Source organism: Streptomyces sp. NPDC059256 (assembly GCF_042753785.1).
Lineage (GTDB): Bacteria > Actinomycetota > Actinomycetes > Streptomycetales > Streptomycetaceae > Streptomyces.
Window position 1 is genome coordinate 29,812 of sequence record NZ_JBHYZO010000020.1, and the last position, 21,403, is coordinate 51,214.

Below are 21,403 nucleotides of genomic sequence, written 5' to 3' on the forward strand. Positions count from 1 at the left end.
TCGTGGGCTCGCTGCGGGCTCGTTGTGGCGCGCCTCACGTCCCGCGGCGAGCGTACGAACCGGCCGAACGGGGTGTCAAGCATGAATGGACACCCACGGTGGACATCACATTAATAGTCAGGCAAAACACCTCTTTGCTTGCTCTTTCCATAAAAAGGCTCTCACTTCACCTCGATACCGGCCGGATCAATGGGTCAATATGCCAGCAATCAACCATAGATCGAACTCTCTACGCCCAGCCGAAAGTGTCCAGTAAGACTGCACGAAAAGCCGTAGCGCCTAGACTGACAGTCGTGACTGATACGACCGCGCACCCGGTTCAGGAGTCCCCCGCCACGACGCTCGGCACCCGGCTTCGCGCCGTGCGCCTCGACAGGGGGGAGTCGGTGCGCGGACTGGCGCGTCGGATCGGCTGCTCCGCCAGCCTCCTGTCACAGATCGAGCTGGGCAAGACAGCCCCATCGGTGGGCATCCTCTATCGGCTCGCCAACGAGCTGAGTGTGTCCACGGACTTCCTGTTGCGACCGGAGCCGTCACCGAGCCGGGAGGGATCCACGGCGGAGCAGGGCGCAACAGGGGCGACTGCGGCCCCGGGCGCCGCACCGACCGGCGGGTTCCGTTCCCTCCAGCTACTGCCCCCGTCCTACCAGGCGCAGATCCAGCGGGCGGACAGCCGGCGCGGCATCGACTTCGGCAACGGCGTCCGGTGGGAGCGTCTCACCACCATCTCCGACAGCCAGGTGGACTTTCTGGAGATCGTGTACGAACCGGGCGGCTCGTCCAACGAGGACGACCATTCGGGCGGGCACGAGGGCTTCGAGTACGGCATCGTGACCGCGGGCGAGTTGACGATCCGCACCGGGGACGAGGAGTACGTGCTCAAGCAAGGAGATTCCATCGCCTTCGACTCGCTCACACCGCATGTGTTCCGCAACGCCGGCACGACGACCGCCCGAGCCATCTGGTTCGTGGTCCACGGGACCCGAACGTCCTGAAGCGCGGACACGACCGGTGGCGCTCCAGCCCTCCGGTACGGCGATGACGTGCCAGGGTCGGCGCCGGGATCACACACACCACCCGAGCCCAGGACGTCACCGGGCGCTGGCGCCCCGGTCGACGCGCCAGCGCCCACAACGCCACCAGGGAGCCCCTGGGGCCCACCAGTGGTGCAGCCACCGAGCGCGCCCTGCGACCCCGACGCATCGCCCGCCACCCGAACTGACCGTCCGTAGTGGAGCGATCACCCAAAACCAACGATCGCCCAGAAGCCCTCTCCCTGCCGGGTCCATCCAAGCCCCGGCAGACATCGCCACACCGGGCGGCCCCCATCCGAACTCACCCTGCGTACCAAGGCACTCACTCCCTGCTCCAGCAGCGAAGATCAGCCACGAAGGGGGCAGTTTCTGGTTGTTTTCACCTTGTATGTACCTTGGTAGCGTCAATGGACTTGCCCCACCGACCGGGCCTTGCCCGGTCGGACCCGTGTCAGCCATCTGCTGGGAGTCTCATGCGCCGCCGAATACACCCCGCCGCTGCGACGGGTGGCGCCCTGGCCGTCGGTGTGGGCGCCCTCTATCTCTCCGGGTTGTTCCTCACCGCGGATGAGATACCCGAGGGGACCGCGGTACGCGGGGTGAACATCGGGGGCATGAGCCAGTCGCAGGCCCGGGAGGTCCTGGACCGCGAGCTGGGAGATGGTGCGACGACCCCGCTGGCCGTGAAGATCGGCACACGGACGGACTCCCTCGATCCGCGCACAGCAGGATTCCGCTTCGACGCCGGAGAGACCGTCGACAAAGCGGTCCGTCCCGGAAACGACCCGATCAGCGTGATCGGCAGCCTCTTCTCCTCCGACGGCAGCGCGATCGAGCCGGTGGTCCACCTCGACGAGGACAAGGCACGGGCCGCCCTGGGGGAACTGGCTCGCGAACACGATCGCAAGGCCCGCGACGGCGCGATCACCTTCGCCGCAGGAGAGCCCCGCCAGACCCGACCGCTCGACGGACAGCGGCTGAACCTCGACGCCTCGGTCGACGCACTGCGCCCCTCCTTCCTGGCCGCACAGCCCCGCCCGGTCGACCTTCCCGTACACAAGACGGCACCGCGCATCGGCGCGGCGGAGACGAATCGCGCCCTGCGCGAGTTCGCGGAACCCGCGATGTCCGCGCCCGTCACCCTCACCGCGGGCGGCGAACGGATCACCATCTCCCCGACGGTCCTCGGCAAGCACCTGGACATGACGCCCGACAGCAAGGGCCGTCTGCTGCCGAAGCTCGATGGCAAGGGCCTCTACAAGGACCCCGCTGTCGCCTCCGAGATATCCGACGCCACCAACGAGGCCACCGACGCCAAGCTCCGGTTGAACGGCGAGCAGGTCGAGATCGTGGCAGACGGTAAGCCCGGCCAGGAGGTCACCGCCGCCTCGCTCAAGAACGCGGTGATGCCCCTGCTGACCAAGTCGGGCACCGCCCGCACGGGCGAAGTGGTCACCAAGAAGACCCAGCCCAAGCTCACCCGGGAGAGCATCGCGGCGATGGGCATCACCGAAAAGCTCTCCTCGTTCACGGCCACGTTCGAGAAGGCCGAGTACCGCACCAAGAACATCGGCCGGGCCGCGGAACTCATCAACGGGTCGTTGGTCAAGCCGCAGGAAACCTGGAGCTTCAACCGGACGGTCGGGGAACGCACCAAGGAGAACGGCTTCGTCGACGGGATCATCATCCTCAACGACAAGTACACCAAGGCTGCCGGAGGCGGTGTCTCGACCGTGGCCACCGCGGTCTTCAACGCCATCTTCTTCGCCGGTGTGAAGCCCGTCGAGTACGGCGCCCACTCCTTCTACATCGAGCGGTACCCGGAGGGGCGCGAGGCGACGGTGGCCTGGGGCAGCCTCGACCTGAAGTTCGCCAACGACTCCGGCAACTCCATCTACATCATGGCCGAGTCCACCGACACCTCGGTGACCGTCACCTTCCTCGGCACCAAGAAGTACGACTCGGTGGAAGCGAGCAAGGGGCCCCGGAAGAACGTGCAGGAGCCGGGCACCCGTCCCGGAGCCACGAAGGACTGCCAGCCGCAGACGCCACTGGAGGGCTTCGACGTCACGGTCGAGCGCATCTTCCGTACCAACGGCGAAGAAGTGAAGCGGGAGCCCTTCCACACGCGCTACACCCCTCGCGACAAGGTCACCTGCGAGACCTGAGCAGCGGTCCCGACCCCCTACGTCCGTGACCCGGTAGCCCCTCGGCTGCCGGGTCACGGACGTCATCGCCCCCGCCGTCGATCCGCGGTGCGTCCACTGCCGGATCTCAGCCGTACATCCCATCGGACCGCCGACACCCGTGGAAGGCGTCAGCCCTCCCGGGGCTTTCAGTTGATGAAGGCGCTCATGCGTCCCAGTGCCGCAAGGGCGAGCAGGGTCGGCGGGACGCACCACCACATCGTCACCAGCTGCGCGCGTGCCAGGGCGCTCGTCACCCAATCCGTCCCGAGGGCGAGATGGAACGCGATGATCAGCGGAATGCCGACCGAGGGCCCATCGGCCGACGGGGTGAAGGCCGGATACATCAGATACACCGTCAGGAGGTTGGCGAGGACGAGCAGCACCGCGCTGCCCACCGTCGCGGGCGACCCGTGCCGCCACTGGCCGTCCGCGCCCGTACCTGCCCCTTCGCGCCCGTCCACCCCTCGCCTCCCCGAACCGTCTTCCGCCATGGACCCCACCCGTGGTGCCGCTCGATCGAGCTGAGCACATCCCGACAGTCCACACCGGCCGGGCCGCCCCGGTGCCGGCACAGAGGCATCCCGTAGATGAACCGCTCCACCCCCCGCGCGCCTCATCGGCGCGTGACCGCGGAGCCGGTGTTCCGTCCAGGGTCCGTCGGCGGGCTCGTCACCGCATGAGTACGCAAGGACGTTCGACCTGAGTACGTCGGCCGATGTCCAGCAGGCGGGGTCGCTGTCGAATAGGACCATGGTTCCCAACGCTCCGCGGCACCCCCGCGTCGAACACGTCACCACGGCCGGCACCGCCCTGGCCTCGGCACTCCTGCCGCTGCTGGTCGGCGTTCTGTTGGCGAAGGTGGTTGCGGGCGACCCCTTGACCTCGGTGAACGCGTTGGTGACCAGCGGCAGTCAGCGGGTGCGCCACTCCCCCGCGGCATGGCGGGGTTGCGGCAGGAGAGCGCTGCGACGGTGCAAGTCTCCGCTGCACACCCCGGGCGACCGCTGACGATCCCGTGCTTCCTCGTCCGAGGACCGGAGGGCTACCGCACCGTGGCGCCACGGTTTTGCCCCACCGTTGGGCCGACCAGGGTTGCTCGCCCGTCCGTTGCCGAGCCGATGGCCTCATCGCAGACGGTCGCGAACCTCCGCACGGACGATGTGCAGCGCCTCCACCAACTCCGCGGCGGGATCGGGGCGTGCGCAGGACAGGATCGCCAGCAACAGATGATCCGCCTCGATACGACGGCTACCGGCCTTCCTCGCCTCGATGACCGTGCGTTTGACGACCGTACGCGCACCGGAAGTGAACGGTGTGCGGTTGCGCGAGGCCGGGATCGCAACCCTTTCGACGTTTCGGGCGTCGATGCCGACCACGGCGAGCGCGGCCAGGTCCAGGGCCCCCAGGGTCGCACGAGCGGTTTCGAGATCGACCCCGACCGCTCGGGCCGCGCCTTCGGTGGGCAGGACCCCGAGGAAGAGGTGTTCGGTGCCGAGTCGGCGATCACCGCGCATCCGGGCTTCCTCATGCGCAGCGCTGACGGCCGCCCGGGCCTCCTGAGAGAACTGTTCGAACATCGGCTCACCTTCCGTACTTGGAGTGAACGGACTGGCGGGACACGCCCAGGGCGTCCCCGATCTGTTCCCAGGACCATCCCTGCCGTCTTGCGCGCGTCACTGCCGCGGCCTCGACCTGCTCGGCCAGGCGGTGCAGCGCGCCCACGGCACGCAGTCCAACTGCGGGGTCGTGTGATCCCAGGTTCTGTGCGAGCTCCTCTTGTTCCACAGCCGTCAGTCTGGATTGACAGTCCTCTCCTTGTCAATCCAGACTGACGGATCTCTCGATGCAGGACGTCCACGCGGTTCGAGACGCGCGCACCCCTACCGGATCGGGCCGTCGGGCTCCTTACGCGCCAACCCTCAACTCGCCCTGGAAAGTGCCCGGTTGGCCATCCAGTTGGTCAGCGGACGATCGTCGAGGGCGGACACCCAGTGGTCGACCATCGCGAGGCTCTCGCGGTCAGGGAGGGGGCCGACCCCCAGGACTCTCAACCCGGCACGCACAGCAGATCTGATCCCGCACAGGGAGTCCTCCACCGCCAGGGAGTCGGAGGGCTCGGCCTGGCAAGCCGCGACGGCGTTGAGGTAGACGTCGGGGAACGGCTTGGGTCGCAGACGCTCCTCGGGTACGACCACATGCGAGAAGTGGCGCAGCAGACCGGCCGCCTCCAAGCCGTCCTGCACCACGTCGCGGGGGCAGTTGCTGGCAACGGCCAGCGGTGCGAACTCGGCGGCGCGGGCTACCAGCTCCGCGGCCCCCGGGGTGGTGGCGGGAGCCTCGGCGACCAGCGCCCGAAAGGTGTCGAGGAGCTGGTCCGTCACCTCCTCGGTGAGGTCGGGGCGGTGGATCTCGGCAGCCATGAGCTGGCCGCATTCGACGTAGTGGACACCTTTGGTCAGCTCGGCGAACTCATCGCTGACAACGATGTCAAATTGTTGGAGGACTTGATCCCGCGCCAGTTGCCAGTGGCGCTCACTGTCCATGAGCGTGCCATCGCAGTCGAACACGATGGCCGCGGGTGTCCACGGAAAGATTTCCGACATGCATTTTCCTCTTCCTTGCGGGGGCAGGCACGACAATTCCAGAAGTGAAACGTCGCCCGGGGGGTCTGCAAGCAGACAGAAGAATGCTTGAGTCGCAGGATGCGTAACGCATGACCCTGGCGCCGAGATGCTCCGCTTGGGGTAGGCATCTGACTCAATGGGAGCGGCGCGGGTGGTGAGTACAGCTAACTGCCAGTCAAGTTAATTGCATTGGCGGGCAGCGTCAATATCACCAGGGTTACCCGTATTAGATGCTCTATGTGCGACTGGACAGAATCTCAGCAGAGGCCAACCCCGTCGGGGCGCGTGGAAGCGAGTCCCTCCAGCAGCCCATGGCCGGGGGAGGACACGTCGTCACTCCACCGGGTGACCGTGCAGGGGCTGACCTGCCGCCCACGTTGACTCCGCCGTCGGAGAGTGGCGATTCAGGAGAACCATGAGCCGGATATTCTGCTGCCATGGCGTCGGGTATATCGAGACACGTTCCACAAGGTGACGAGTTGCTGCTCCTCATGCGCTGCACGGGCTACCGCTTCAATCGCAACGGCATCGCGACCGGATCCGCTCTGCCACCGGGCGAGGACGATCTGGCACAGGCGCATCAATTCGGCTGGCCCATCGCGGCGAAGGAGGAGTGGACGGCCGGTGAAATCGTTGATCGCGCGGTCCGAGCAGCCCAGGTACTGCATCCCGACGCAGTGCTCTCGGCCTTCGTCGCCGGTATCGGTGGAAGTTCACCGCGCGGCAGACAGATCCTGATCTCGTACGCGTGGGCTCGCCATCTCGCCGGGGCACCGATCGAGAAGGGCACCGTCCCCGACTGCGGACTCGACGAGATCGAGCACATCGACGTCACCGAGACGCTGGTGCGCATCGCCTGCGGATGGTCCTGGAACGAGGTCCCGGTGCACTTCCTCCCCGATCTGGAGGCCGCAGCGACCCATGGGCTGCCTGAGGCGACCGACAGGGACGTCGACGTGTTGCGCGCGCTGCTCGCGCTCGTGGCGGAACAGCCGCAGGGCACGACGCCGGGGCAGTTGGAGAAGGCCGTCGCCAGGGCCGGTCTGCTGGTGCGCACGGACAAGTACCGGCGCTACGGCGTGCTGATCGGGTTGGCAGAACTCGGGGTCCTGACCAACCCACTGCTCCCGCCCTCCTTCGACCGGTTCGTGTCGCGAGCCGAGGTGCACGCCGCCCATCGCCGGCTGCGCGGTGCTCCGCGCTCGGACATCACTCTTCCGCTCGCCGCCTGGCGCGGCGGTCTCGATCTCGCGCGTGCCGCCTGGTTGACCGATGTCTGCCGCTGACCGCCGCGGCGCAAGGCCCGTGTGTGACCGACGAACCGCTTCGGTCGCACACGGGCCTAGCTCTGTCTCCCGACGGTCCGGGACCCGGAGGCTGACATCGCCGCCGGGCGTCCGAGTGCCGCCACACTCCGTCTACGGAGACGGGTAGGGGTACGGGTACGGGGAGGGTCGGGCGGCTGGGGCGCCGCTCGCCCGGCCTGGCTCAGGCTCCCCAGCGCAGGGCGATGGTGTCCCCGATGTTGACCACCTTGCCCCGGGTGGCAGAGGCGAAGGCAGAGCCGTCGACGCTGACCTTCCAGGTGTTGGAACCGCTGTTGGACTTGCCGTTGATGGCGGTGATGGTGCCGGAGCCCGACGCCGGGGTCACGGAGGTCACGCAACCGGGCGGTGTGGCGGCCGAGGCCGCCGCGTTCAGCACGTCTGAGAGAGTGCTCGTACCTGCGGTGGGGGTGAAGGCGACCGAACAGACCTTGAGACCGCCTGCGCCGTCGTCCACGGTGAGGGCGAGTTCGGTGGCGGTGCCGGGGGTGAAGGCGCTCTCTGCGACCCACTGCGGCGCGCCGGGAGTGACGGGGGTGGGCGGAGCGGTGGTGAAACCGCCGCCCGCGACGGCACGGAGTGCGTCGATGGAGGCGTAGGCGGAGGGCCCGGTGTCGCTGGGCTTGTACTTGAAGCCGCCGGCCGGGTTGTACTGCTGGGCGATGAGGAAGTCGATGGGGGTCTTGCCCATGGAGGTGAGGAAGTCGCCCGTCTGGGCGTTGATGCCACAGGCGTTGAGCCCGGCGACCGCCCATCCGTTGGAGTTGGTGTTGATCCCGTACATCGCGTTGAACGCGCCGGTCGCGGGGACCAGTTTGTTCTTGAGGAAGGTTCTGGCCTGGACGATGTCCGTGTCCGTGTTGGGGACTCCGGACGCGCACAGGGCCGCCATCGAGGCGCCGGTCATATCGACATCGCTGGCTGCGCTGAGACGGGTGGGGTTGCCCTCGGCCTTCTGGTAGTCCCAGCCGCCGTCGTTGTGTTGGTTGGCCCGGATGCGGGTGGTCACCTTGTCCAGGAGCGCTTGGGGCACGCGTTGAGCACCGGTCTGGGTCTTCGCACCGGCGAGCGCGAGCGCGGCGAAGACGGTGCCGTTGTAGTTGGCCGAGGGGCCGAAGTAGCCGGCTTCGGCGGTTTGCCAGTAGCCGTAGACATCGGCGATCAGATTGCGGGAGGCGGACACCCGGGCGGGGTCGATGCCCGCCGCGTAGGCGTTCAGCGTGCCCCGCTCGTAGTCGGTGACGACGGGTGAGGCCGCGGGCCAACCGGCCGTGGTCAGCAGGTTCCGATAGACGGTTCGGGCGTTCTTCGTCACATCACCACCGGGTGTCACGTCCACAACCGCGGTACCGGCCGCGGCGAAGGCGCTGAAGGCCCACTCGTTGGAGAGTCCGGAGCCCGCGTACGAACCGTCCGCCGCCTGGAGGGACTTGAGGTAGGCGACGCCGTTGGTCTTGGAGGTGGCGATCTGGGCCGGTGTGGAGGTAGCCGCCGCGAGCGGCACGGTCAGGGCGATGAGCCCGATGGCTACGGGCACCGCCAAGGTGAGGCGGCGGGAGGTCGAGGGACGGTGCATGGCCTGCTCCTGTGGTGACAGGGACGCCGGCGCCGGGCGCACAGGACCGCGGAAAACCCGTGCGGCCGAGGCGAGTTCGGGCCGTCGTCCAATCGCGTGGTACGGCTTCGAGCGCTGCTGCACCGCATGGGCATTCGGGCTCGGAACGGTCCTTGCCGTCCCACACCGCTGCGCGTCAGCTCCGGGTTCACACCGGATTCCCCCATGTGGCAGCCCTGGACGCTACCCGAGCGGTGGCGAGTGCACCAGATCGGCCACGACGGTGGCCGGGAATCACCCACTTGCGATTCAGGTCACCTTGACGCTGTCTTTATCTGCATGTTCCAATCCGGCTGATACGCACTGCACTTCAGGGAAAGCCGGTCGAAATCCGGCGCTGACCCGCAACCGTAGGCCCGGCCGGAGCCGGGCGAGTCGGAATGCCTGGAGCAACAGTTTTTCAGCGAGAAGCGCCGTCGCGGACTACGGCGTGGTCGACCGGCGCTTCCCGCCTGCGATGACTCGGGGAGCGGCCCCTCAACCACGGCCGTCGCACGGCTGATGTGAGGAGCCGTGGTGGGCAGAGTCGGACGGAGAAGGCGGACAGCGCTGGTGGCGCTGTTGTCGGCCGTGTTTCTTCTCGGCGGCACCGGTGTCGCCTTCGTCAACGCTCCCCCGGTCGCGGCCGACCCGATGGCGCAGTGCACCGCGAGTGCCGGTGCCGTGGTCGCCGTGGACTTCGGGCCGTTCGGCGGCGCGGTGGAACGGGGCTGCGATGCCACTCCCACCACCGGCTACGAATTGCTGCACGAGGCTGGTTTCAGTACGGCCGGAACCGGCCACGACGGTCCGGCGTTCATCTGTCGCATCGGCCACGGATCCTTCAACTCCGGTACGCAGTACCCGACTCCGGCCGTGGAGGACTGCGTCCTCACGCCACAGGCGACCGCGTACTGGTCCTACTGGGTCGCCGCACCGGGTGACGACGACTGGTCGTACAGCCAGTACGGGGCGATGGACCGCAGGCCCCGGCCGGGGGACGTGGACGCCTGGGTCTTCGGCGGCACGGACATCGGTGGCAGCACGGGGCGACCGACGTTCACCCCTGACGAAGTGCGAGCGGGAGGTGGCACTCCCGGGCCCGATCCCGAGGTGCCCAACGTGCCACCGGCCGAGGTGAAGATCGCCAAGGCCGCCGCCTGGGTGCGGGGGAAGCTGACGGACGGTGAGCGAGTGGTGGACGACGGCTCCGAAACGCCCAACCACTTCCTCACCACCGAGGCCGCCTTCGCCCTCGCCGCTGCGGACGGCAAGAGTGCCACCCTGGACAGGACGATCGCCTTCCTGGGATCCGCCACCGATGCCTACGCCTATGCGGCGGGTCGGAGCGAGCCGCCGGACGCAACGGCAGCTGCTCGCCTCGCCCTGGTCGCAGCGGTGGCGGAGGCAGACCCCCGTGACTTCGGCGGGCACGACCTGCTCGCCGATCTGGTGGACAACGTCTGTGTGAGCGGCCCGGAGTCCGGCACCCACACACCCGGCTGCACCGCCAAGGGCGACTTCCGCAACGCGGCGTACACCGATGGACAGGCACTCGGGGTGCTGGCGCTGTTGCGTGGCGGCGTCCGGCCCCCGGTGGACACGGTGGCCAGGCTGGCTCGGCTCCAGTGCCGGAACGGCAGTGTCAGCAGCATCCTGATCGGCCCCGGTGAGAACTGTGACGGCGACCCCGCCACCACGGGTCTCGCCGTCCTCGCGCTCCACAAAGCGGGCGATCAGCGCACGGCAGTGACCAAGGCCCGCGACTACCTGGGCAGGGCTCAGTTCTCCAACGGCTCCTTCCCTGGCTACACGGGCGCCACCACGGGCAGTGTGATCGCCACGGCGTACGCGTCCCAGGCGCTGCGGGCCCTCGGCGACCGGGTGCGTGCGGACGCCGCGGTCTCCTGGCTGTCCCGGCAGCAACTCCCCGACGGCGGCTTCGGATTCGAGGAGGGCGCCACCGAATCGGTCGTGTACGCGACCGCGATCGCCACCCTCGCGGGCAAGGACACGAGCCTCGCGGACCTCACCACGAAGAAGCCCGAACCGACCACACCACCCACTCCCACTCCCACTCCCACTCCCACTCCCACTCCCACTCCCACTCCCACAGCACCGGTGCCCACTCCCCCGGGCTCCGGAAGCGGGGACGGCCCGGACCTGAAGAGAGGCGTCGCCTACCTCACCAGCGCGACGAACCTCCGGCAGGGCCGGTACTACGGCATCGGCGGCGGATCGACCCGAGCGGACTTCGGCCTCACCATCGACGGCGCCTACGCACTCGCCGCGACCGGCCTCAACAACGGCAAGCTGCGGGGGATCGTGGACTTCCTCGACCTTGGCGGCAAGGACGGCGAAGGCCGCACCGTGCACGACTGGACCAGGATCGGCACCAAGTACGCCGGGGGCGGATCCATCGGCAAGACCGCCGTGCTCGCCCAGGCCGTCGGGCGCGATCCGCGAGACTTCGGCGGCCAGGACCTGATCGCGGGTCTCGCGAAAGCCGTGTGCCCGGCGCCGAGCACCGCCCCGGACCGCAGCTGCGCCGCCAAGGGCGCCTACACCTACGCCCCGTCCGTGTTCGCCCACTCCTTGGCGGTCATCGCACAGATCCGGGCCGGAGAGAAGGACGCCGCGGCCGAGCCGGTGACCTATCTCAAGGGCCTTCAGCACCCGTCCGGCGCCTTTCCCAGTCTGGTCCCCGCGACCGGTGACTCCGATGTCGATTCCACGGCCATCGCCGCCATGGCCCTGGCGCTCGTCGGCGACGCCCCGGCGGACGCGAGCGTCGGCAAGGCACTCGCCTGGATCGCCACCAGGCAACTCGGTGACGGAGGCTTCCCCGGCGCCGCGGGGAACTCGGTGAACTCGGCGGCACTGGCCGTCCAGGGGCTGTCGCTGGACTCGTCGAAGTACGGTCGGCAGATCGCCAAGGCACGGAAGTTCCTGGCAGCCCAACAGAACGCCGATGGCGGGTTCGATGTCGCGAAAGAAGGCCAGCGCGGCTCCGACCTGCGGGCCTCGACCCAAGCCGTCGGAGGCACCACCGGCATCTCCTTCGGCGTACTCATCCGTGATCTGACCGGTACGAGCCCGCAGCCCAGCGGTCCGCCCGCGCCCTCTCCCGGCCCCTCCGTACCGCAGATCGTCACACCCGGCGACATCGGTGGGACCGGCAGCGGCGGTGGCTCCGTCACGGGAGGTTCGGCCGGCCCCGGTGGCGATCTGGCCACGACCGGCTTCCCTGCCTCCGTGCTCGGGACCGCAGCCGGCGCACTCGCCGTCGCCGGGCTCTCGCTGTTCATCGTGTTCCGCAACCGCCGCGGCACTTCGCCGGGGAGGCGGTCATGACAGGATCCACGGCCCGTGCGACGCGTGCGGTGGCCGCGCTGGCGACGGCATTCATCGTCCTCGGTGCGACACCGGGATCCGCGGCAGCCGCACCCCAGCCGATGGGAGCGTGCACCGCCTCCTCCGGTGTGGTGCTCGCGGTCGACTTCGGCAAGTGGGGCGGCCCGATCTACCGTTCGTGCGGCACCACACCCACGACCGGGTACGAGCTGCTCAACCAGGGCGGCTGGCGCACGACCGGCACCGGCCACGACGGTCCGGCGTTCATCTGTCGCATCGGGTACAGCGGGCACCGGAGCGGCAAGCAGTTCCCCACTCCCGACCAGGACGACTGCGTCCTCACCCCGCCCGCGTCCGCCTACTGGTCGTACTGGCACGCGGACCCCGGCGAGAACACCTGGGAGTACAGCCAACTCGGCGCCATGCTGTACAAGCCCAAGCCCGGCAGCGTCGACCTGTGGATCTTCGGCGGCACCGACATCGAGGGCACCCGAGGGCGCCCGACCGTCACCCCCGACCAACTGCGCGCACACAACACCAGGCCGACCGGGGGCGGCAAGCCTGGCGGGTCACAACCCACCCGGAAGGCGAGTCCACTACCACCGGGTACCGACACCGGGCCCGCCCCCGCCCGGACACGCCCCGCACCCGCGCCGACCAGGAAGACCCTCCCGCCGACCCGCCCTCCGTCCTCGGTGCCCTCCGCTCCCACGAGCGCCGCCCCGAGCCTGACTTCAAGCGCTCCGTCACCCTCGTCACCCGTCCCGTCCGAACCGTCCGAACCGTCCGGGGCGCTCTCGGTCTCGGACGGTGCGCGAGTCGTCGACGCCGCCCCCGCCGCGGACGCCGAGCACGACTCGGGCTCCTTCGTCCCCGTGGTGGCCGGCGGCGCACTGGTGCTCCTCATCGGTGGTGCGGCCGTCGTGGCGGCCAAGCGCCGCCGCGCCGAATAGGACTCCATGGCCTCCGCCCCGCATCTCACGCGTCCCGGCACCACCGGATCAACGCCACCGGACGCCCGAGGACGCCGACTCCCCCGCACCCTGCACCCCGTGGCCTGGTGGATCTGGGCCCTCGCCCTGGCCACCGCCGTCAGCCGCACCAACAACCCACTGCTGCTGTTCCTCGTCATCGCGGTCCTCGGCTATGTCATCACCGCCCGGCGCACCGAGGCCCCGTGGGCCCGGGGCTTCAAGTACTACCTCTACCTCGCCCTGATCGTCGTTGCGATCAGGGTCGTCTTCCGTGCGGTGTTCGCCACCGGCATCACCCCGGACGACCACTTCCTCTTCTCCCTGCCCCACATCCCCACTCCCGACTGGTACGCCGGCATCGAGATTGGCGGACCCGTCTCCCTGGAGGCCCTCCTCTCCGCGGCCACCGACGGACTCCGCATCGCCTGCATGCTCTGCTGCATCGGCGCGGCCAACACCCTCGCCAACCCCAAACGCGCCCTGCGCGTCCTGCCCGGCGCTCTGTACGAACTCGGCGTCGCCGTCACCGTGTCCCTCAGCGTCGCCCCCCAACTCGTCCAGAGCGTGCAGCGCGTCCACCGCGCCAGACGACTGCGCGCGGGGCGCACCAAGGGCATGCGTGCCCTGCGCGGCATCGTCGTCCCCGTGCTCGAAGACGCCCTCGAACGCTCCCTGCGGCTCGCCGCCGCCATGGACTCGCGGGGCTACGGCCGAGCCGGCACCGCGACACGGACCTCCCGGCGCATCACCGGAGCGCTGATGCTGGCGGGTATGTGCGGTCTGTGCGCGGGAGCGTACGGGCTCCTCGACGCCACCACGCCGAGGGTGTTGGGGCTGCCCGCGATGGCCGTGGGGGCGGTGCTGTGCGTCGCCGGGCTGCGGCTGGGCGGGCGCAGGGTCACCCGCACCACCTACCGACCGGATCCCTGGCGCTTCGCCGAGTGGGCGGTGGCCGGGTGCGGTGTGCTCTCCGCGGTCGTCCTGTTCAGCAACGCCGGCTTCGACGCCGCCGAACTCAACCCGTCGATCTACCCGTTGAGCTGGCCCACCCTGCCACTCGTACCGACCGCCGCGATCCTGCTGGCCGGAGCCGCGGGCTTCCTCTCGCCCCCTCCCGGGGCCCCGATCCCGCCATCCGTCCCACCCCAGCGCACCGAGGCAGCCAAGTGATCACTTTCGATCAGGTCAGCGTCCAGTACGAGGACAGGGCCGAGCCCGTGCTGCGCGAGGTGAACCTGACCGTGGAGGAGGGCGAACTGTGCCTGGTCGTCGGGCACACGGGCGTGGGCAAGTCGACACTCCTCGGGGCCGTCAACGGGCTGGTGCCGCACTTCACCGGGGGCACCCTGTACGGGCGGGTCACCGTCGACGGCCGGGACACGGCCCACCACCCGCCGCGCGAGTTGGCCGACGTGGTGGGGGTCGTGGGACAGGACCCGTTGGACGGCTTCGTCACCGACACGGTCGAAGAGGAACTCGCCTATGCGATGGAGCAGTTGGCCATCCCTCCCGCCACCATGCGCAAACGGGTCGAAGAGACACTGGACCTCCTGGGTCTGGCCGACCTTCGACACCGAGCCCTGTACGAACTCTCCGGCGGCCAACAGCAGCGCGTGGCCATCGGCTCCGTGCTCACCGCCCATCCGCGCGTCCTGGTCCTCGACGAACCGACCTCCGCCCTCGACCCGTCCGCGGCCGAAGAGGTTCTGGCCGCGGTCACCCGGCTCGTCCATGACCTCGGCGTGACCGTCCTGGTGGCGGAGCACCGCCTCGAACGCGTCGTCCAGTACGCGGACCGGGTCATCCATCTGCCCGGCGACGGTACGGTGCGGTCCGGGCCCCCCGCCGAGGTGTTCCGTACGACATCCATCGCCCCGCCGATCGTGCAGTTGGGCAGGACGGCCGGCTGGTCACCGCTCCCCCTCTCCATCCGGGACGCCCGCCGCCGAGCCATCACCCTGCGCAGCCGGCTCGGCGAAGCACCGCCGCCGGCCGCCCGGCCCGGATACACCGGCGGAGGTCCTTCGCTGCTGACGGCGGAGCGCATCACCGTGAGCTATCAGCGGGTGCCCGCCGTGCGTGAGGTCGACCTGGAGCTCCATGGCGGATGCGTCACCGCGCTGATGGGGCGCAACGGCTCCGGCAAGTCGTCCCTCCTGTGGGCACTCCAGGGCTCCGGCCCACGGGCGAAGGGGACCGTTCACGTCCTGGACGCCGAGACCTCGAAGCCGGCTGACCCCCGAGAGCTGCCCCCGGCAGGGGCCCGACGGCTGGTCGGCCTGGTTCCGCAGACCCCCACCGATCTGCTCTATCTGGAGAGCGTGGGGCAGGAACTCGACCAGGCCGACGCGGAGTCCTTCGCCGAAGCCCCCGGCACCCGGGCACGCGCGATCCTCGACCGGCTCGCCCCCGGCATCGACGACGCCATCCATCCGCGGGACCTCTCCGAGGGGCAGAAGCTGGCGCTCGTCCTGGCGATCCAACTGGTGGCGGCGCCTCAGGTCATCCTGTTGGACGAGCCGACGCGCGGACTTGACTACCGGGCGAAGAAGCAGCTCATCAGCATCGTCGACGACCTCGCGTCCCAGGGGCGCGCCGTGATGATCTCGACCCATGACGTCGAGTTCGTCGCGCAGGCGGCGGACCGGGTGGTGGTGATGGCCGAGGGCGAGATCGTCGCGGACGGCCCGACGACCGATGTCATCGTCGCCTCCCCGGTCTTCGCCCCGCAGGTCGCGAAGATCCTTGCGCCCCTTGCGTACCTCACCGTCGCGCAGGTCGCCACGGCCCTGACCGACCAGGAGGCGAGCCCATGACGCTCCCGACCAGCGCCACGGCGATCCGCATCGGCCCGCGTGCCGCAGTCGTCATCGCCATGGCGGCCTTCCTCGGTGTCGTCGCCTTCTTCTGGCCGTTCCTCGTCGCACCGGGAACCTTCGCCTCGAACTACGCGCCACCGTTGATCTTCGGCGTGCTGCTCGTCCTCGTCCTGTGCGTGGTGATCTCCGAGATAGCCGAGGGAGGCATCAACTCCAAGGCACTCGCGATGCTCGGGGTGCTCTCCGCGGTCAACGCCGCCCTGCGTCCGCTCGGAGCAGGCACCGCGGGCATCGAAACGGTCTTCTTCGTCCTCGTCCTGGCGGGACGCGTCTACGGCCCCGGATTCGGCTTCACCCTGGGCTGCACATCGTTGTTCGCCTCCGCCCTGATCACCGGGGGCGTCGGCCCCTGGATGCCCTACCAAATGTTTGGCTGTGCGTTCGTCGGGATGCTCGCAGGGCTCCTTCCCCGGGCCACCGGCCGCCGCGAGGTCATGCTGCTCGCCGTGTACGGATCGCTCTCCGGTTATCTCTTCGGATTCCTGCTCAACCTCTCCTTCTGGCCCTTCTCCCTGGACCCCGGCAGTTCGATCGCCTACCTCCCCGGTCTGCCCTTCACCGAGCAGTGGCAGCGCTACATCGCCTTCGACATCGCCACCTCCCTGGGCTGGGACACCGGACGCGCCGTCACCAACTTCGTGTGCATCACACTGGCGGGCCCAGCAGTGCTGACCGTCTTCCGCAGGGCCGCTCGCAGGGCCCGCTTCCAGGCCCCGGTCCGTTTCGACGGGCCCCGCGACCGGACCGTTTGAGCACCCGGCCCTCCCACAGCTCCAGTGGCGCCGACACGGTGGATGGGGCGGACAGGAACGACACGGCCGACGCATCGTTCCCCGATCGGGTGCTGACTCCGATACTGAAGGCAGTCCCCCGCGCCTACCCGCGTCGAGCCAGGAACGTCCTGATGGGGCAGCGCGAATGCCAACGTCGATTCAGCACCGGCCCCATCGACCTCCGCCGACCGCCCAAGGCCCTCAAAGGGTGCTGCCCCTCACACCCCGTGCACCGGGCCGCCCAACAACTTACGGAGAACCCATGAGGATGCTCATCAACGTGCCCGAGACCGTGGTTTCCGATGCCCTCAGGGGCATGGCAGCCGCACACCCCGAACTCCAGGTGGACGTGGAGAACCGGGTCGTCATCCGTCGGGACGCCCCCGTGGCCGGAAGGGTCGCGCTGGTCTCCGGTGGCGGATCGGGTCACGAACCCCTGCACGGTGGGTTCGTCGGGCCCGGCATGCTGTCGGCCGCCTGTCCGGGCGAGGTCTTCACCAGCCCGGTTCCCGACCAGATGGTGCGCGCCGCAGCCGCCGTGGACAGTGGCGCTGGCGTCCTCTTCATCGTGAAGAACTACACCGGGGACGTCCTCAACTTCGACATGGCCGCCGAGTTGGCCGAAGACGAGGGCATCCGCGTGGCGAAGGTGCTGGTCAACGATGATGTGGCGGTGGTGGACAGCCTGTTCACCGCGGGCCGCCGCGGCACCGGTGCGACGCTGTTCGTGGAGAAGATCGCAGGGGCGGCAGCCGAAGCGGGCGCACCGCTGGAAGAGGTCGAGGCGATCGCCCGTCGGGTCAACGACAGCGCGCGGAGCTTCGGGGTGGCCCTGAGTTCGGTCACCACTCCGGCGAAGGGCACGCCCACCTTCGACCTCCCGCCCGGTGAGCTGGAGCTGGGCATCGGCATCCACGGCGAGCCCGGGCGGGAACGGCGTCCCATGATGACCTCGCGCGAGATCGCCGACTTCGCCGTGCACACGGTGCTGGAGGACCGCCCGCCGACCGGACCGGTCCTGGTGCTGGTGAACGGCATGGGCGCCACCCCCCTGCTGGAGCTCTACGGTTTCAACGCGGAGGTGCAGCGGGTCCTCACCGAGCGGGGCGTGGCCGTCGCCCGTACCCTCGTCGGAAACTATGTGACCTCGCTCGACATGGCGGGCTGCTCCGTGACGATCTGCCAGGTCGATGAGCAGATGCTCACGCTGTGGGACGCTCCCGTGCAGACCCCCGGGCTGCGCTGGGGCCGCTGATACGTTCACCACCGACTCACCCACCAGGAGTGCAGGTGCTCGACGCAGAATTCTTCCTCCGCTGGCTCGCCCGGTCCAAGGATCTGATCGACCAGCAGGCCGGCCACCTCACCGAACTGGATTCCGCCATCGGCGACGCCGATCACGGGAGCAATCTCCAACGGGGATTCACCGCGGTCGTCGCAGCACTTGAACGCGACTCTCCCACCACGCCCGGAGCGGTGCTGACGCTGGCCGGGCGGCAGCTGATCTCGACCGTGGGCGGCGCGTCCGGGCCCTTGTACGGGACGCTGTTGCGGCGTACGGGGAAGGCCCTCGGCGATGCGGCGGAGGTGACACCGCAGCAGTTCGGGGACGCCCTGCGCGCCGGGGTGGCGGCAGTCGCCCAGTTGGGCGGGGCGCAGCCCGGCGACAAGACCATGGTGGATGCGCTCGAACCTGCGGCAGCGGCTCTCGACGGCACGAGCGGTGCGTTCGCCGCGGCCAGGGAGGCCGCGGCGAAGGGTGCCCGGGAGACCGTCCCGATGGTGGCCCGCAAGGGCAGGGCCAGCTATCTGGGCGAGCGCAGCGCGGGCCATGAGGATCCGGGCGCCGCGTCGTCCGCACTGATCGTTGCGGCTCTGGCCGACGGCGCGGAGGGCATCCGGTGAGCGCGGCGCAGGTGGGTGTCGTCCTCGTCTCGCACAGCGCTGACGTGGCGGCTGCGGTGGTCGAACTGGCCAAGGGGCTCGCCGGTGGGGGCGGTGGTGTGCCCATCGCGGCGGCAGGTGGAGCCGCGGACGGCGGTCTCGGCACCAGCACCGAGCTGATCTCCGCCGCCGCGGCATCGGTGGACCGGGGCGCGGGCGTGGCCGTACTGGTCGATCTGGGGAGCGCGGTCCTGACGATGAAGGCGCTACTGGCGGAGGGAGACGAGTTGCCGGTGGGGACGCGGCTGGTGGACGCCCCCTTCCTGGAGGGCGCGGTGGCCGCCGTGGTGACCGCGTCGGCGGGGGGCGACATCGACGCGGTGGAGGCAGCGGCTGCGGAGGCGTACGGCTATCGCAAGCAGTAGGTGTTCGCCCGTGGCATCGAGGAGGCGTGCGGGCGGGGCGTTGGCGTCATACGGCCGCGCTGAGGTGGCGGGCTCGCGGCCGGCCTCCTAGCGTCGATCTCACTATGGTGCATTTCCTACTTCTGGAGATTTGACCATGCGTGCGATAGGCACCGCTTCCCTGGCACTCACCTGCGCCGTCGCCCTGGCCCTCACGGCTCCGGCAGCCCACGCGGCATCGGGCGCGAGTGCGGACGAGGAGAGCAGCAACGTCACCTCGTTCGGATTCACCGTCACGCCCGAGGACATCGCACCGGGAGGGACGGTGACCCTCAACGCCACCGACTGCGAATCACCGGTCGTCACGGCGAGTTCGGGAGTCTTCGACGTAGTGACCCTCAGCGAGGGGCTGCCGGGCACGGCGACGGTGTCCGAGGACGCCGAACCGGGCGCCGAGTACGACGTCGTCTTCGACTGCGAGGGGGAACGGGGTACCACCACGCTCTCCGTCAGCGGGCCGGGCGCCCGACCGAGTTCGAGCACGGGCCCCCACAGCCAGGTGGGCACCCACCCGACCACGGGGCCGCGCACTCCGTCGGTGCCCATCGGGAAGCCCGACGGCGGTGTGAGGGCGGGTGCCGGGGGCAGCCTCGCCGGGTTGGAGCCGGCACACGTCGTCCCTGGATCGTTCCTGATCGTCGGAGCCGTCGCAGGCGGGGTCGTCCTGCTGCGTCGGCGCTCCGGCGACCCGCTCTGAGCGGACGGGGATCGGCCATGCACCGAACGGGCCGTCGCGGTAGGTGGTGCACCCTGCTGTGTGTGCTGCTGTTCGGTCTGTTCCTGGTGCACAGCGGTCTCCCCGATGAGCATGATCCGGCAGCGGGGCCGCCACGCCTTTCCGCCGCGCAGCAGCCCGGGGCCGCGCCCCTATCGCTGCCGATGGCCGCGCCTCTCCCCTCTTCTCCTCCCCGTCGTATCTCACTGCCCGCGATCCGGGTGGACGCACCGCTCGTCACGGTCGGGCTCGATCGGAGCGGATCCATCGAGGCGCCGCCGCTGACGGCGGCCGACCGGGCAGGTTGGTACTCGGGGGCGGTCGCACCCGGCGATCGGGGCACCGCTGTGATCGTCGGTCATGTCGACGCCGCATCCGGTCCGGCGGTCTTCTACCTCCTCGGCTCGGTGGCTCGGGGCAGCCGGGTCGAGGTGCTGCGGGAGGACGGTCGGACCGTCGTGTTCGAGGTGTACGGGACGCGGTCGTACCCGCAGCGGGGGTTTCCGGCCGAGCAGGTCTATCGGGACGGACCGCGGGCCGAACTCCGTCTGATCACCTGCGGCGGGCGCTACAGCGAGCGGGACGGGTACGAGGACAACGTGGTGGTGTTCGCCCGACTGGTCGATGTGCACGAGCGCGCCGAGTGACGCTGGCCAGGGCCGGACGGAACAGACGGATCAGACAGAACAGACGGAACGCACGGATCAGGCGCGACAGAACAGTCGTACGGTCGCTTCGGCCTGACGCTCCGTTCGCACGGGTCGGACGGAGGGCGGGACGACGGGTGATGAGGCGCTGTCAGTGGTGGGGGCTAGCGTGTTGTGGACCGTTCTGATTCGTGTGGCGACGCCCAGGACGGGCGTCGGCGCTGCCGTGTTCCACCACTGGAGGACATCGTGACTTCTGCCGAACCGACCGGGCATCTGCTGCCGACCGTGAAAGGCACCGCCCTGGCACTGCACCGTACGGTCCTCGGCTCCCGGGCCGAGGTCTGGGCGGCGCTGACCGAGCCGGAACTGACCTCGCGATGGGTGGGCCCCTGGCGGGGGGAGGCCGGCCCGGGGCACACGATCGAGGTGCAGATGAACTTCGAAGAGGGTGCGCCCTGGTCGCCGCTGCTGATCGAGGCGTGTGAGCCGCTGCACCGCCTCGCGGTCTCGATCAACGATGACCCGGGCAGCTGGCCGGTCGAGCTGCTCCTGTCCGAGGGGGACGAGGCGCATACGAAGGTCGAGTTGCTCCATCATCTGCCGGCGGACGTGGGGCAGGTGGGTCTCGGTGAGATCGGACCGGGTTGGGAGTTCTACCTGGACATGTTCGTCGCGGCGCAGCACGGCACACCCCGGCCGTCATTCGAGTCGTACTACCCGGCGCAGAAGGCGTACTTCGACACCCTGGCAGACCGGAGCGATCGGGGCTGACCTCGACGGCTTGGCCGGCTCGGCAGGATCTGACGGTGCGCTGACAGCAGCCGGATGTTCATCTCTTTGGCCGAAAGTCATGGCTGGTTGACCGAGGCATCGGGCCGACGCGATGACCGATGGCGCCAGCCACCGGGCGACCACCCAGCCCGGCACACCCTCGCGGTCGTCCG

Annotated in this window: 20 protein-coding genes and 2 riboswitches; of the genes, 15 read left to right on the forward strand and 5 right to left on the reverse strand. The window is 69.5% G+C overall.

All coding sequences use genetic code 11. The features are described 5' to 3' along the window. Window positions 1-293: 293 nt before the first annotated feature. Window positions 294-995, forward strand: coding sequence for a helix-turn-helix domain-containing protein (locus ACFXJL_RS28465; RefSeq protein ID WP_384697032.1), 702 nt, complete (start codon window positions 294-296; stop codon window positions 993-995). 512 nt (window positions 996-1,507) lie between these two features. Then, window positions 1,508-3,202 carry a VanW family protein gene (locus tag ACFXJL_RS28470; protein ID WP_384642650.1) on the forward strand — a complete coding sequence of 565 codons (1,695 nt, stop codon included), beginning with the start codon at window positions 1,508-1,510 and terminating at the stop codon, window positions 3,200-3,202. 167 nt (window positions 3,203-3,369) lie between these two features. Here ACFXJL_RS28470 and ACFXJL_RS28475 read toward each other — a convergent pair whose 3' ends face one another. Continuing rightward, entirely contained in the window at window positions 3,370-3,684 is a 315-nt protein-coding gene (locus tag ACFXJL_RS28475; protein WP_384697035.1) for a hypothetical protein, read from the reverse strand. A gap of 289 nt (window positions 3,685-3,973) precedes the next feature. Between ACFXJL_RS28475 and ACFXJL_RS28480 the strand changes: the two genes are divergently transcribed. Beyond that, window positions 3,974-4,231, forward strand: coding sequence for a hypothetical protein (locus ACFXJL_RS28480; protein ID WP_358880301.1), 258 nt, complete (start codon window positions 3,974-3,976; stop codon window positions 4,229-4,231). A 116-nt stretch (window positions 4,232-4,347) separates the two neighbouring features. Here the strand turns inward: ACFXJL_RS28480 and ACFXJL_RS28485 are convergent, their stop codons facing one another. From ACFXJL_RS28485 to ACFXJL_RS28495, 3 genes are all read right to left on the reverse strand, one after another. Then, the gene (locus tag ACFXJL_RS28485; RefSeq protein ID WP_384697038.1) at window positions 4,348-4,800 is read right to left on the reverse strand and encodes a Clp protease N-terminal domain-containing protein; all 453 of its coding nucleotides are present in this window, start codon (window positions 4,798-4,800) and stop codon (window positions 4,348-4,350) included. A gap of 4 nt (window positions 4,801-4,804) precedes the next feature. Continuing rightward, window positions 4,805-5,008 (reverse strand): helix-turn-helix domain-containing protein, encoded by a 204-nt coding sequence (locus tag ACFXJL_RS28490; protein WP_358880299.1) that lies wholly within the window; start codon window positions 5,006-5,008, stop codon window positions 4,805-4,807. 134 nt (window positions 5,009-5,142) lie between these two features. Beyond that, complete coding sequence (locus ACFXJL_RS28495; RefSeq protein WP_358880298.1) at window positions 5,143-5,826, reverse strand: HAD family phosphatase; 684 nt, start codon at window positions 5,824-5,826, stop codon at window positions 5,143-5,145. Window positions 5,827-6,284: 458 nt separating this feature from the next. Between ACFXJL_RS28495 and ACFXJL_RS28500 the strand changes: the two genes are divergently transcribed. After that, entirely contained in the window at window positions 6,285-7,133 is an 849-nt protein-coding gene (locus ACFXJL_RS28500; RefSeq protein ID WP_384697042.1) for a hypothetical protein, read from the forward strand. A gap of 202 nt (window positions 7,134-7,335) precedes the next feature. Here the strand turns inward: ACFXJL_RS28500 and ACFXJL_RS28505 are convergent, their stop codons facing one another. After that, window positions 7,336-8,748, reverse strand: a complete 1,413-nt coding sequence (locus ACFXJL_RS28505) for a hypothetical protein (protein ID WP_384697045.1) — start codon at window positions 8,746-8,748, stop codon at window positions 7,336-7,338. Window positions 8,749-8,853: 105 nt separating this feature from the next. Continuing rightward, window positions 8,854-8,999: riboswitch (cobalamin riboswitch) on the reverse strand. Between the two features lie 61 nt (window positions 9,000-9,060). Further along, window positions 9,061-9,190, forward strand: a riboswitch (cobalamin riboswitch). Window positions 9,191-9,420: 230 nt separating this feature from the next. Between ACFXJL_RS28505 and ACFXJL_RS28510 the strand changes: the two genes are divergently transcribed. The 11 genes from ACFXJL_RS28510 to ACFXJL_RS28560 all read left to right on the forward strand — a co-directional run bounded on the left by ACFXJL_RS28510 (window position 9,421) and on the right by ACFXJL_RS28560 (window position 21,230). After that, window positions 9,421-12,120 carry a prenyltransferase/squalene oxidase repeat-containing protein gene (locus tag ACFXJL_RS28510; protein WP_384697154.1) on the forward strand — a complete coding sequence of 900 codons (2,700 nt, stop codon included), beginning with the start codon at window positions 9,421-9,423 and terminating at the stop codon, window positions 12,118-12,120. Beyond that, complete coding sequence (locus ACFXJL_RS28515) at window positions 12,117-13,073, forward strand: hypothetical protein (RefSeq protein ID WP_384697047.1); 957 nt, start codon at window positions 12,117-12,119, stop codon at window positions 13,071-13,073. Before ACFXJL_RS28510 ends, ACFXJL_RS28515 begins: the two co-directional genes overlap by 4 nt. Window positions 13,074-13,079: 6 nt before the next feature. Further along, window positions 13,080-14,264 carry an energy-coupling factor transporter transmembrane component T gene (locus ACFXJL_RS28520; protein ID WP_384697050.1) on the forward strand — a complete coding sequence of 395 codons (1,185 nt, stop codon included), beginning with the start codon at window positions 13,080-13,082 and terminating at the stop codon, window positions 14,262-14,264. Beyond that, window positions 14,261-15,910, forward strand: coding sequence for an ABC transporter ATP-binding protein (locus ACFXJL_RS28525; RefSeq protein ID WP_384697053.1), 1,650 nt, complete (start codon window positions 14,261-14,263; stop codon window positions 15,908-15,910). Before ACFXJL_RS28520 ends, ACFXJL_RS28525 begins: the two co-directional genes overlap by 4 nt. Next, window positions 15,907-16,725 (forward strand): ECF transporter S component, encoded by an 819-nt coding sequence (locus ACFXJL_RS28530; protein WP_384697056.1) that lies wholly within the window; start codon window positions 15,907-15,909, stop codon window positions 16,723-16,725. The genes ACFXJL_RS28525 and ACFXJL_RS28530 overlap by 4 nt, the downstream gene beginning before the upstream one ends. A gap of 283 nt (window positions 16,726-17,008) precedes the next feature. Next, a complete protein-coding gene (gene dhaK, locus ACFXJL_RS28535) occupies window positions 17,009-18,001 on the forward strand; it encodes a dihydroxyacetone kinase subunit DhaK (protein WP_384642620.1) in 993 nt (330 codons plus the stop codon). 35 nt (window positions 18,002-18,036) lie between these two features. Continuing rightward, entirely contained in the window at window positions 18,037-18,651 is a 615-nt protein-coding gene (gene dhaL, locus ACFXJL_RS28540; RefSeq protein ID WP_358880290.1) for a dihydroxyacetone kinase subunit DhaL, read from the forward strand. Beyond that, window positions 18,648-19,055, forward strand: a complete 408-nt coding sequence (locus ACFXJL_RS28545) for a PTS fructose transporter subunit IIA (protein ID WP_384697059.1) — start codon at window positions 18,648-18,650, stop codon at window positions 19,053-19,055. The genes dhaL and ACFXJL_RS28545 overlap by 4 nt, the downstream gene beginning before the upstream one ends. Window positions 19,056-19,191: 136 nt before the next feature. Then, the gene (locus tag ACFXJL_RS28550) at window positions 19,192-19,791 is read left to right on the forward strand and encodes a hypothetical protein (RefSeq protein ID WP_384697062.1); all 600 of its coding nucleotides are present in this window, start codon (window positions 19,192-19,194) and stop codon (window positions 19,789-19,791) included. Window positions 19,792-19,853: 62 nt separating this feature from the next. Further along, complete coding sequence (locus ACFXJL_RS28555) at window positions 19,854-20,456, forward strand: class F sortase (RefSeq protein WP_384697064.1); 603 nt, start codon at window positions 19,854-19,856, stop codon at window positions 20,454-20,456. Between the two features lie 249 nt (window positions 20,457-20,705). After that, window positions 20,706-21,230 (forward strand): SRPBCC domain-containing protein, encoded by a 525-nt coding sequence (locus ACFXJL_RS28560; protein ID WP_358880287.1) that lies wholly within the window; start codon window positions 20,706-20,708, stop codon window positions 21,228-21,230. Window positions 21,231-21,403: the final 173 nt, after the last annotated feature.

Excerpts from the sequence above, each read along its gene's own strand:
- ACFXJL_RS28480 (WP_358880301.1), top strand. The coding sequence starts at position 3,974 with ATGGTTCCCAACGCTCCGCGGCACCCCCGCGTCGAACACGTCACCACG.
- ACFXJL_RS28510 (WP_384697154.1), top strand. The coding sequence starts at position 9,421 with ATGGCGCAGTGCACCGCGAGTGCCGGTGCCGTGGTCGCCGTGGACTTC.
- ACFXJL_RS28530 (WP_384697056.1), top strand. The coding sequence starts at position 15,907 with ATGACGCTCCCGACCAGCGCCACGGCGATCCGCATCGGCCCGCGTGCC.
- ACFXJL_RS28470 (WP_384642650.1), top strand. The coding sequence starts at position 1,508 with ATGCGCCGCCGAATACACCCCGCCGCTGCGACGGGTGGCGCCCTGGCC.
- ACFXJL_RS28485 (WP_384697038.1), bottom strand. The coding sequence starts at position 4,800 with ATGTTCGAACAGTTCTCTCAGGAGGCCCGGGCGGCCGTCAGCGCTGCG.
- ACFXJL_RS28550 (WP_384697062.1), top strand. The coding sequence starts at position 19,192 with ATGCGTGCGATAGGCACCGCTTCCCTGGCACTCACCTGCGCCGTCGCC.
- ACFXJL_RS28515 (WP_384697047.1), top strand. The coding sequence starts at position 12,117 with ATGACAGGATCCACGGCCCGTGCGACGCGTGCGGTGGCCGCGCTGGCG.
- ACFXJL_RS28520 (WP_384697050.1), top strand. The coding sequence starts at position 13,080 with ATGGCCTCCGCCCCGCATCTCACGCGTCCCGGCACCACCGGATCAACG.
- dhaK (WP_384642620.1), top strand. The coding sequence starts at position 17,009 with ATGAGGATGCTCATCAACGTGCCCGAGACCGTGGTTTCCGATGCCCTC.
- ACFXJL_RS28495 (WP_358880298.1), bottom strand. The coding sequence starts at position 5,826 with ATGTCGGAAATCTTTCCGTGGACACCCGCGGCCATCGTGTTCGACTGC.
- ACFXJL_RS28500 (WP_384697042.1), top strand. The coding sequence starts at position 6,285 with ATGGCGTCGGGTATATCGAGACACGTTCCACAAGGTGACGAGTTGCTG.
- ACFXJL_RS28505 (WP_384697045.1), bottom strand. The coding sequence starts at position 8,748 with ATGCACCGTCCCTCGACCTCCCGCCGCCTCACCTTGGCGGTGCCCGTA.